Source organism: Treponema sp. Marseille-Q4132 (genome assembly GCF_014334835.1).
In the GTDB taxonomy this organism is placed as follows: Bacteria; Spirochaetota; Spirochaetia; order Treponematales; family Treponemataceae; genus Treponema_D; species Treponema_D paredis.
In genome coordinates this window covers 622,838-634,019 of the sequence record NZ_CP060591.1, presented here as the reverse complement: position 1 = coordinate 634,019, position 11,182 = coordinate 622,838, and the positions used below count along the sequence as shown (strand labels likewise).

General features: G+C 42.2%; 11 protein-coding genes. 3 read left to right on the top strand and 8 right to left on the bottom strand.

What is annotated here, in order from left to right:
* Window position 1: 1 nt before the first annotated feature.
* Window positions 2-889, bottom strand: a complete 888-nt coding sequence (locus H9I35_RS02975; RefSeq protein ID WP_187420148.1) for a hypothetical protein — start codon at window positions 887-889, stop codon at window positions 2-4.
* A gap of 1 nt (window position 890) precedes the next feature.
* Complete coding sequence (locus H9I35_RS02970; protein ID WP_187420147.1) at window positions 891-2,447, bottom strand: hypothetical protein; 1,557 nt, start codon at window positions 2,445-2,447, stop codon at window positions 891-893.
* A 165-nt stretch (window positions 2,448-2,612) separates the two neighbouring features.
* On the opposite strand from H9I35_RS02970, the gene H9I35_RS02965 reads away from it, so the two are divergent.
* Both H9I35_RS02965 and H9I35_RS02960 read left to right on the top strand, forming a co-directional pair.
* The gene (locus tag H9I35_RS02965) at window positions 2,613-3,167 is read left to right on the top strand and encodes an FtsB family cell division protein (RefSeq protein WP_187420146.1); all 555 of its coding nucleotides are present in this window, start codon (window positions 2,613-2,615) and stop codon (window positions 3,165-3,167) included.
* On the top strand, window positions 3,164-3,730 hold the full coding sequence (locus tag H9I35_RS02960) for an L-threonylcarbamoyladenylate synthase (RefSeq protein WP_187420145.1): 567 nt from the start codon (window positions 3,164-3,166) through the stop codon (window positions 3,728-3,730). Before H9I35_RS02965 ends, H9I35_RS02960 begins: the two co-directional genes overlap by 4 nt.
* Before the next feature lie 45 nt (window positions 3,731-3,775).
* Here the strand turns inward: H9I35_RS02960 and H9I35_RS02955 are convergent, their stop codons facing one another.
* Window positions 3,776-5,146, bottom strand: a complete 1,371-nt coding sequence (locus tag H9I35_RS02955; RefSeq protein ID WP_187420144.1) for an alpha-amylase family glycosyl hydrolase — start codon at window positions 5,144-5,146, stop codon at window positions 3,776-3,778.
* Between the two features lie 15 nt (window positions 5,147-5,161).
* Window positions 5,162-5,740 (bottom strand): TetR/AcrR family transcriptional regulator, encoded by a 579-nt coding sequence (locus H9I35_RS02950; protein ID WP_187420143.1) that lies wholly within the window; start codon window positions 5,738-5,740, stop codon window positions 5,162-5,164.
* A 378-nt stretch (window positions 5,741-6,118) separates the two neighbouring features.
* Between H9I35_RS02950 and H9I35_RS02945 the strand changes: the two genes are divergently transcribed.
* The gene (locus H9I35_RS02945) at window positions 6,119-6,469 is read left to right on the top strand and encodes an arsenate reductase family protein (protein ID WP_187420142.1); all 351 of its coding nucleotides are present in this window, start codon (window positions 6,119-6,121) and stop codon (window positions 6,467-6,469) included.
* Window positions 6,470-6,590: 121 nt separating this feature from the next.
* On the opposite strand, the gene H9I35_RS02940 is transcribed toward H9I35_RS02945, so the two are convergent.
* The 4 genes from H9I35_RS02940 to smpB all read right to left on the bottom strand — a co-directional run bounded on the left by H9I35_RS02940 (window position 6,591) and on the right by smpB (window position 11,151).
* Entirely contained in the window at window positions 6,591-8,315 is a 1,725-nt protein-coding gene (locus H9I35_RS02940) for a hypothetical protein (RefSeq protein ID WP_187420141.1), read from the bottom strand.
* Window positions 8,308-9,375: a dsDNA nuclease domain-containing protein gene (locus H9I35_RS02935; RefSeq protein WP_187420140.1), complete on the bottom strand. Its 1,068-nt coding sequence runs from the start codon at window positions 9,373-9,375 to the stop codon at window positions 8,308-8,310. The genes H9I35_RS02940 and H9I35_RS02935 overlap by 8 nt, the downstream gene beginning before the upstream one ends.
* Before the next feature lie 442 nt (window positions 9,376-9,817).
* Window positions 9,818-10,687: a TP0183 family DNA metabolism protein gene (locus H9I35_RS02930; RefSeq protein ID WP_187420139.1), complete on the bottom strand. Its 870-nt coding sequence runs from the start codon at window positions 10,685-10,687 to the stop codon at window positions 9,818-9,820.
* Window positions 10,687-11,151 (bottom strand): SsrA-binding protein SmpB, encoded by a 465-nt coding sequence (gene smpB / locus H9I35_RS02925; RefSeq protein ID WP_187420138.1) that lies wholly within the window; start codon window positions 11,149-11,151, stop codon window positions 10,687-10,689. Before smpB ends, H9I35_RS02930 begins: the two co-directional genes overlap by 1 nt.
* Window positions 11,152-11,182: the final 31 nt, after the last annotated feature.

The window sequence follows — 11,182 nt, the reverse complement described above, 5'->3', positions numbered from 1 at the left end:
ATTAACCTTCGGCGGCAAAGCGTTCGATTTCTTCCGCACTGCGCGAGCTTCCGGCTTTAATGAGCATGAGAGAATCGGCGGCTTCGGAAAGGAAGGGAGAAAGAAAACGGCTTATGTGAAACTGTAAAACGGCTTCATCGAAATCGTCGTGAGAAAAAAGGACGATATGCAGCTCTCCGTTTTTTCCCTGTACGCACATATTCGGAGCGGAGAACGAATGGGTAAGCATATCGGTTATTTCGCTGTAGATGACATTGAACAGTCTCTCTTTGACGGCATCGCTTTTCGGCGAAACCGAAACGAGCGTGCGGCTTATCGCGATTTTCGTCGAAAGCAAAAAAAACAGCGCGCTTTTATCGTTCGGGAGAGAAGCGATATCTGAAAAAATCGTATTGCCGTTTTTTGAGCGTCCGGTATGCCCTGATTTTTTAATAAATTCCTCAAGGGCGATTTTTATCGCTTCGGACGGAGGAGCAGAGTTTTCGCCGGTAAAATCGGCTTTCATAAAAACGATATCGGATGAAAGACGAAAAAAATGGACGGAGGAAAGACGGTCTTTTATGCGCGGAGAAAAGAGCTGGTAAAATGCCGCAAGATTTCCGAGCGAATTCGAAAAAGTTTTTATCGATGTATCGACGCCTATCGTTCCGTTCCAAAAATCGGGAGATGAAACGGAAAGCGCAATGCTTTGAGCGTCGAGACCGGTGCATGCGCTTACGGTAAAAGAGCCGTCCGTTATTTCAAAAAGCGATCCGTGCAAAATATCGAAATTGCGGCACAGATCCGAAAAGGAAGCGTAAGCGGGTTTTTCCATACGGGGAGCGGCACGGGACAAAAGTCCCGAAGTCTTTTTCGACTGTCCGCCCGACACGCGGTTGAGCAAACCCATGTTATGACAATCCCAAATCCGAAAAAAGTTTTTTATACGTTGCGAATTGTTCGGAACGTGCGAATTCGACGATTTTTTCTTCGGGCAAATCTTCGAGCAGCTGATCCATATACAAAAGGACGGATTTGATTTCTTCCGTCAAATTTGCGGGCAGACTCGAAGATGTGTTTTGTGAAGTTGTTTTCAATGCGGGTTTTGCCGCAGTCAATTCCGCGTCGGTAAAGGCAGCGCTTTGCGATGAGATATCTTCGGCGGGCACGTTCGTTTGGAAAAAATCATCCGTTTCGGGAGCCGAGTCGTTTTTGAAAAAGTCATCGGCGATATCGCCTTGATGAGCGTTGACGGATAAGTTCGGCCCGCTTTGCGAAGCGGGAGCGACATCGCGCAAAATATCGTCGACGCTCGGAATGGAAATATCTTCGAACGGTTCGGCATCCGAAAGTTCTTCGAGTTCGGCTTCTTCGGGCAGTTCTTCAAGTTCTTCTTCGACGGGCGCGATAGGCAATTCATCGGCCGTATCGGTTTTTGTTTCCTGTAAGAAAAAATTGTCGACGGAAAAATCGTCGGCCGCTTTATTTTCTTCGGAAATACCGGGAACGACGGAAAGATCTTCGGCTTGCGTGTCTTCGGTAATTTTGTTTTCTTCTGCAAGTTCGTCGACTTTGCTTTCGTTATTTAAAAAATCGGCGCTGCTCATGATATTGTCGAGTTCGTCGCCCGAAAGCGAAATCGTTTCATCTTCGTCCAGATTGCTGAAAAATCCTCCGGCTTGCACTTCGGCTGCCGGAGCGCCTCCGCGCGATTTCAATTCCGCAAATTGCGTTTTAAGTGAGGAGATTTCGTTTTTCAATCCGGAAAGATCTTCGACGATTTGCCGCAGGAGATCGTTGCTTTCCGTACGCGGAGCTGAAATATTGTCCACGAGCGATTTTGCTTCTTCGTCAAAACTGTCGGGTATGGCTTGAGCTTGAGCCGAAGAAAGAGCGCCGTCGTCCGGAGAAACGGAAAGGTCGTAATCGATGTGCGAGGCTTCCTTTTTTGCAGAAGAAGCGCTTCCGCCCGATTCGATATCGGTGGGCGCTTCGTCGTCGCTGAAGTCGACTCCGAAATCGGAAAGATCGACGTCTTCTGTGACGGGCGCTTCTGCCGGTGCTGAAGTTTCGGCAGCGGTAAACATTGCATCCATGGATTCGGGCAGTTCGGGGAGCACGGAAGCATCTTCGATTTCGGAAGATACGGGAAAAGATACCGGATCGTTTTGCATTTCTTCCGCAGCGCCGAAAAAATCGGGCATATCGCCCGTGCCGAGCGTATCTTCGGGAACCGGCGGTTCCGAAAAACCGTTTTCGAGAAAATCCTCGATGGAAACGTCTTCGACGGCAAACGCATCGTTTTGCGTTTGTTCATTTACGGGTGAATTAATTTCCGAAAAATCGGGCAAATCGACGTCGAAATTAAAATCGTCGATGCTCTCGGATTTTTGAGAGTCGGATTCCGGAGCTTTTTTTACCCAGACACCGTAACTGTCGAGTTCGTTTTTGTTATCGGTATTTGCCATATCATTCCCCTCTGTATGCAGAGATACATAGTTTATCCGTTATAGTATCGGCATAAAAGCTTCAAAAAAACAGTACGCCGACGGGAAAATTCCGCCTATACTATCGGTACAGTATAACATATATTTCCGTTTCAGAAAATAGGGCGCACGGCCGATAAAAAAAATATGACACGCACAAAAATTCTTTCGGCCGTTTTTATCGGCACCCTTGTATATGTGCTCCTTTCGTTTTTTGCCGGCAGGGACGGCATCATCGTATACAATCGGCTGCAAAAACAAAAACGCGCGATAAGCAGACAAACGGCTCTCATCCAAAAAATAAACGAAGAACTTTTGCTCGAACGTACGGCGCTCGAAAAAGATAAAGACGTTATCGCAGCCTATGCACGTAAGCTCGATTATGTGAGCGAAGGGGAAAAACTCGTTAAAATAACGGGACTGCGTCCTCACGAAGCGACGCTCTATGATACGGGAACCGTCGTTCGGCGTGAGCCGATAGCGTTTATGAGCGAACGGACATGTAAAGCGTGCGGCATCGCGTTTTTTGCGCTTACATTCGTGCTTTTGGCGCTTACGGGCGGAAGCGGTGAAGTTATGGCGAAGCGAAAAAAAACGCAAGTATTTGCGGAAGAAAAGCGGATTCCTTCGGCAATGCGTAAGAGCGTTCCCGATGCTGCGGGCAATATGCGCATAGCTTCTTTCGGCGGCGGTACGCGGTGATATTGCAGAAAACCGACGAAAAAGCGTCTTCCCTCTGTATCGATTTTTTAAAGTGCGGGAAAATCGTCATTTTACCGACGGACACCGTATACGGTTTTTCGGGTATCGTCGAAAGCGGCGAAAAAACATTTCGAACCGAAGAAAAAATACGGGCGATAAAGGGCAGGGATGAAAGAAAACCTTTTATCCGCCTCATCGCGCATCCCGACGAAATCCGCCGTTATGCAAAGGATGCCGTACCGGACTTGCTCCTTGCAAAATGGCCGGGTGCGCTTACGATCATCGTAAACGACAGAGCGGGGGGGACTGCCGCGTACCGATGCCCCGGAGACGCATGGCTGAGAACTGTCATTTTCGGCTGCGCTTCCCCTATTTATTCGACGAGCGTCAACAAAAGCGGAAAACCCGCGCTTGAAAAAATAAGCGACATTATCGAAACGTTTGAAAGCGATGTCGATTTAATAATTTCATCGGGCGACACGTCGGGCGCCCTTCCGTCGACCATCGTCGATATAAGTTCGGGCATGATCCGCATATTGCGTCAAGGTGCCGTGCGGGTGTGATGCTCGGAATGATTTTCGGATAAATTTAATAAAATGATTTTCCGATCATTCGTTTTTACGCAATATCAGTATTGAACACGGAGCCGTTTGCAGCTCTTTCAAATCGTCGGAATGACATATCCTTCCGTCCGTCAGATTTTCATATTCGCCCTCCGGAATCGAATGTAAAAAAACACAGGCCTGCACAAAATCCGAATTTACGATGATCAAAATTTTCTCTTCGGAACATTCGCGCCAAAATCCGAATTGCCGGTTTGCAATAAACTCCTGCCGGTATGAACCGCGCTGCAAAGCGGGATGACTTCGTCGTATTTTTGCAAATGTTTCGATGGACGTACGGACAAAGCCCGCGTCGAAACCCGGCTGCGTAAAATCCGGAAGCTGAGCGAAAGGCGGAAGAGGAGGGCGCAGTTCGTAATCGCAATCGACTTTCCGTATTCCTCTGATACCGTATTCACTGCCGTAGTAAACGGAAGGGATGCCGGGAACGGTAAAGAGCAGCCCGTATAACAGATGCAGATGCCGCTCCGGAGAGGTGAGCGCACTGACCGCTCGATTTACATCGTGGTTGTCCGCAAAATTGTACAATGTGATGTCTTTATACATACCGCTTTCGCCGTTATATTCTCTGTTCAAATTATACGAAAGCTCATACATATTCTGATCGTTCAGACACGACCAAAGCGCTTTGTACATCTGGTAGTTCGTTACCGAATCGAGCCTGCCGTTCCGCGCCCATTCCGAATAGTCGCCGTGCACGACTTCGCCCATCAGCCAAAAATTGCTCTTTATACTTCGACAAAAGGAAGCCAGCGCATCGAGGAAGGTTTTGCTCAGCACATCCGCCGCATCGAGACGCAGGCCGTCTATTGCGAATTCTTCGATCCACATTTTTATCGCGCCGAAAAGATGTTCCCGTACGGCGCCGTTATCGACATTCAGCTTTACCAAATCCTTACAGCCCGCCCAGCCTTCATATTCAAAGCAATCGCCCATGGCACTCCGCCGGGAAAAATCAATATTGACATACCAATCTTTGTAAGCGCTGCATTGGCCATTTTGCCGCATATCCTTAAACGCAAAAAAATCCCGCCCCGTATGATTGAATACCGCATCCAGCACGATTGCGAATCCCTTTTCACGGCACAGACGGCAAAACCGCTTAAAGCGCTCGTTGTTCCCCAAGCGGCGATCCACATGATAATAATCGACCGTATCGTATCCGTGCGCGCTCGACTCAAAAATCGGTCCGACGAGGAGCGCGTTACAGCCCAAAGATCGAATCCTGTCCAACTGCTCCGAAAGCTTTTCAAAAAAATCCCCTGCGGGACACGCAAAATCATTCCGCTTCGGGCAATTCCCCATTCCCAGTGCATAGATGTGATAAAAAATTTTATCCGAAAATAAATTTGACATATAAATCTCCCGGCATCAGTTTGCTACGCCGTAGACAAAGCCGTGTACGATGCGGTAAATCGTTTGATCGTCTCCGGACAATTTTTGATGTACGCACAAAAGCGAAACCGAAATAACGTTGTTGTGGTAGAGTGCGGCATATAGTGCTTCTTTTCCGCGCATATTTCCGAACTCGTGCGCGGATTTAATAAAAAATTCCGAAAACACCGAATCGAAGCGTTTTTTTAACGGCGCGTAGACCGCTTCGGTTTCCGCATTACCGGGCGCGTTTAAAAGCACGCTGTGCAGATTAAAAAAATCGGGATGCGCAAGCGCAAAATCGATTGCAGCGGTCAGGATGCGTGTCAGACTTTTCAAAAAATCGTGTTCGTACGCTGCCGCATGCTCGAACTTTTGCAAAAGCTCCGCACCTTTTGAATCAGCTATTGCCTGCAAAAGCCCCTGCTTGCTTTTGAAAAAATAATATAAGGTCGGTTTTGTGATATTTGCGTTTTCGCAAATTTCCTGCACGCCCGTTCCCTCGTATCCCTTTTGTGCAAAAAGACGTATTGCCGTGTTGAGAATTGCATCTCTGCTGTTATCGTTTATTGTCATATACCGTTCGGTATACAATATACCAAACGGTATATAGATTGTCAAGAGGTGAGCGATCGGATGGACTTGAAGAACGCGTGAAATAATCATTGAACAATAGTGCAAAATATACTCTAATGGCGAAAAAGCTGTTCCGTATGCCGGATTAGATATGTTCGCGGAAAAACCGACAGCGCAAATTGCCAAATGCTCTGCAAGACGCATAATCGGGCGAAAGGAAACAGGTAGTTTTTGATATCTTTTATCACAGCTGTGATTTTCTATTGTGATTTTTTATATCGATAATTTATTAAAAGTGTCGTATGTTAAATTTAACGAAAGCCGTAAAAACTCAAGTTTTTCGAAGTTGCGGCTGCGATAAAAATAGAGGAAGCATCCATGATTTTTATTTATTATCCCAAATGCACTACGTGCATCAAAGCAAAAAAATGGCTCGACGATCATCACATCGATTATACCGAGCGGCATATCAAAGAAGATAATCCGTCTGCTGCCGAGTTGAAAAAATGGCACGGACAAAGCGGACTGCCGCTTAAAAAATTTTTTAATACGAGCGGTTTGCTGTATAAATCTTTGCATCTTAAAGAAAAACTTCCCGGCATGACCGAAGAGGAAATGTACCGTCTTTTATCGTCTGACGGTATGCTTGTCAAACGGCCGCTCGTTATTGCCGGCGATAAAGTCCTCGTCGGATTTAAAGAAAAAGAGTGGGAAGATTTTTTTAGGTAAAGCGGGCTGCGTTTGAATATACAACGGCGTGTGAAATGAAAAAATGGATTCTGTACTATAAGTGTTTTTTTATTGCAGTGAAAAAGATACACTTATTTTTCTTCGTAGAAGGAGTGTTTCGTTAATTTTCATTTACATATCTTAAAGTTTCTTCGAATATATCCTTATTATCGGTGATAGTATTACTAGTAAGAAAACTTCGTTCATTTTTTGAATATCCAATTCTTACAATTTTAGCATTGTTATTAAAATAATTCTCATTATAATACTCTGCATTGTATTGCGATTCTTCTGTTTCAGCAATTGATACAATGAGTTGCTTGTTATTCTTTATCGATTTCGATAGCACGTTAATTAATAAAAGTTTGTTATCATCATCAATATCCTCTTTGAAAATTGCATCAAGCAGTAAAGACATAATATGGGCATAGCTTGTTATTTCTGTCAGTTCATAAAATGATAAATAATAGGCAAGCATCATTTTATGTAATTCAACTCCTTGAGCAGGAAATTCATTTATATCATAAAGATTAAGGTACTTAGTATTATCAAATCTGGTAACTCCAAGCTCATGTAGTTTATTAATAAATATTTTCCTAAATTCTTTTTCTTTGCTATTTCTTATTTCCTTTATAGCTTCATCACTATATTTCTCTTTCTTTTCTTTTCGTAGTTCATCAAGCTCAATTGTTGTTTCACCAATATTTTCATTAATAGTATCGTTAAGTTTAATATATGCTTTTTCTTCTATCCATTCCGATGTTGTTGAATAATTAATTTTTCTATTTCCCAGTATTAGCTCTCTTTCTTTTGCTGATTCTCGATTGTTTTTAATGCGTTTTTCAATCGAATTAATCTCTGACTGTATTCCTTTCATATTTTTTTTACATATATTCAGTTCGTTTACCGTATCATTTGTTTCCTGATAATATTGATATATCGTTTCAGTGTTATTAGGTAACATTTGTTTGCAAACCGGACACTGATTATCTTTAAATTGATGTGCATGGTTATCTTTAATTTTTAATAATACAGATTTTCTTTCTCTCCAATATTCAAATTTATTATGCTGTAAAACCAGATTTTTCTCATCTTCTAAGATATCCCCATTTATTTTATTTAACTTATCAATATATTCCTTTATAAATCCCGGATCTTTGATATCATTTGTTTTTGCTGTTTGAACTTCGCTAGAATCCTTTATCTTTTTATATATCTCTATTTTTTGTTTTAAGTCATCTATTCTCTTTTGAAGATCATTTTTCTCTTTCCTATCAATTTGGCTATCAATACCAAGATAATAATCGAGATAATCGTCCTTAAAAGATTTATAGAATTCAAGCTTTCTGAAAGATTTTCTGATATAAATCCAACCGAAGTCTTGTGAAACATAGTACGGCAGAAATAATGCTTCTATAGGTGCTAATACAAAATCATTCTTGTCTTGGAGCATAAAATTACAACCAAGTATGCTATGAATATATTCTTTAAGTTTTATATGTTCTGCTGAATTATCAGCACTAATACCATTAAAGCGGAGTATGTTATCATTGTTAATTACAAATAAAAACTCATCATCCCGAATAAAGATATAATCTGTTTTACTTTCTTTATCTAAAACGGAAAAATCAAGTCTAAAAAGTACGTCTTCCGAAATTATTTCATCTAACTTTTCTTTAACATCATTTATACCCAAAGTATATAATATGGATTGAAAAACAGTACTCTTACCGCTTGTGTTTTTGCCGCAAACAATATTCACATTTTCTGAGAATGTAGAATGAAAAGATTTTTCTCCATTCTTTTTGCATACAAATAATTGATGAAAAAAAAGGTATTTAGACATTTTGTTCCCTCATTTCTATATAAGCAGCAATTATTGCTGCGCGAAGCTGAATATCTGGTAAAGAACCATGATGCTCTTTTTTATACTGTTCAACAAGATCATTAATGGCTTCAAGATCATTATAATTTTTTTCAAGAACAAAATCATTAGCAAATACAAATTCTTTAATTCTTTGGTGTTGTACCTGTTTTTTATCCTTAAAAAGATCAAAGCTGCTTTGTAAATAAAATTGAAATGAATTACGTTCCTTCATTGAAATATCAAGACTTCTGGCTATATTATTGGCATACGTACGCCAAAGTTCAAATGCCATAGTTTTTTCAGTAATAATTGACATACAATCAGACAGTTCACCAGAAGTTATTCTTTTCTTTTCGTCCAGTAAACGGGATTGATTTCCTTGGTTGAAAGTCAATTCAACTGAGCGAAATTTAGATAGCAGAATGTCTACCGCCGCTTTGTGATCATGGACTTTTTCACCGAACAACCTGCCAAACATACCGATTAATTGATCTCTCTGTGATTCAGCGGTATTGGCAATATCAATGTATTGGAAATTCAATTTAGTCAATTCACTAATTGCTGCACTCTTATTTAATGATAATATTTGCTCTTTTATATCTTCTTGTATTATTTCAGGTAATTGGAGAAAAGGGACTTTTAAGTTTGCTGCATTTATTAGTTCTGTTATCTTGTTTTTTGTTAGTTTAATATATCCGTTTGTAATAAAAAATAACAACGCTTTATAATCTTTTTCTTTCTGAATTTCATCTTTTTCTACTTGATCAATTGTATCTAATATTTTCAATAATGGTTCTATTAGCTTTTTATTTAATCCCCATTGCGATGTACTTTTTTTTGCTTGATATATTTCAATATCTTTAAGTTCACCAACATCATTGAGATATGCAAATAAAAAATCATCATAATGCTCAAAGCAGATAAAAAAACTTTTATCAATATCTTGAAAATACCTATCTAAATATATGAATAAGGCACAGTGTTTCTGAAATTCAAATCCAGTACCTGCATGTACCCCGGCGTTTGTTGCTTTACCCAATGTCTTTTCCTTTTACTTTAGTAATAGAAGTTTTTTTATACTTGCCGAAAGCTTGTTTTGGTTATCATGTGCCTATGCTTTAAATCCTCTTAATGGCTCTATTATAATCATTTTACGCAAAAAAACAAAGAGCACGGATATGTTATTTTAAGAGATTCGAAGATTTTGCGTTATGGTGAGGTAAAGATTTTTTCAAGACAATCTTGCTAAACAATAAAAAGCTATTGTCTTACTATTACGGGCATTATTGGTGAGACATCTAGAACTGATTTTATCCTCGTGCTTTTTTACTTTCTGATAGGCGCTTAATACCGCAAGATGTATTTTACGGTCATTGTACGTTCTAAACGAGCCGACTGTTTTATTCTCAAACTATGTAACTCTATGGGGCATAAAATTTTTTATCAAAATTTCCCCGCACCCCTGTCGTACATTCGCGCAATCACTTTCGTTTCCACTCGATCCGCACTTTGCCCGGGACGAGGCTTCCGTTCGATTCCACGAGGGTCGTTTTTATACCCGACAGCGTCGAACTGTTTTGTACGGTGAGTTTCCACGAAAGGGGCGGTGCGTCCGTCGCTGCGAGAAGGGCGGCTTCGCGCGGCAGTTCCGGAAAAAAAGATGCGTTCGATTTTCCCGCCTGCGTTACGCTTACTTCTTTTCCCGCAACCGAAACGGAAATATTCATCGTTGCGCCGTTTTTGTAGATGATAAATCCGCGTCCGCCACGGAGAATGACAATTTTATCGATATAATCTTCGCCGCCCCATGTTCCCGCGATCGAATCGGTCGAGAGAGCGGGACTCCGGTTGTCGGGTATATTTGTGTCGTTCGTTCGCTCGGTTTCTTTCGGGCTTCGGTTATTCAAAAGGCTTTCGAATATCGATTGCAGAGAGCTTTTCGATTCCATGAGAATTTTATAATACGAATCGTAGGTTTGAGTGTACGAATGGATATCCTTTGTCCGTACGTCGGCGATGCAGATAGTACAGTCCCACTTTCCGCCGGCCGAATCTTTTTTGCCGATGAGCGCGTAAAACGCAAGGGGGGAAGCGGCTTTTGAAAAGTCGGGAGCGCCTTGCGCTTTGTACGCTTCGGCAAAACCGCTTTGCCGCCTGTCGGTAACCGAAATGCCCTGCACTTCGCCGAGCTGCGTAAGGTAGAGGGTTTCCGTCATTTGAATCATATTGCCGTCGGCATCGGAAGATATGACGCCGAAAAAATCGACATTGCGGGAAGTTTGGCTTTGAGCTCCGAATGCGGCGAGCGACAGAGCGAAGACCGCCGCCGCACGGCGAAAGGCTTCCTTCATCAGCCGTTTATCTCCCTGCGGAATTCGCGCGCGGCTTCCCGGTCCATGTCCCGAGCGCGGATCGTATCGCGTTTATCATACTGTTTTTTGCCTTTGCAGACGCCGAGCTTTACTTTGACGCGACCGTTTTTCAAATAAAATTCGAGCGGAACGAGCGTATAGCCTTTTTCTTCGGTTTTCCGCGCGAGCCGCTTTATCTCGTCTTTGTGCAGTAAAAGCCGCTTCGGCCGATCGGGAGAAGGGGTAAACGCCGACGAATAGGAATATTCGGAAATGTGCAGATTTTGCACCCACACTTCGCCTCCTTTAATTTCCGCAAAGCCGTCGGGGAACGAAAGATTGCCCGCTTTTATCGATTTGACTTCGGAACCGCGCAGTTCGATTCCGCATTCGATCGAGTCTTCGATAAAATAATTGAAGCGGGCTTTTCTGTTTTCCGCGATGATCTTTTTTCCGTCAGCCATACCTTTCCCATTATATGAAATCGTCGCAAAG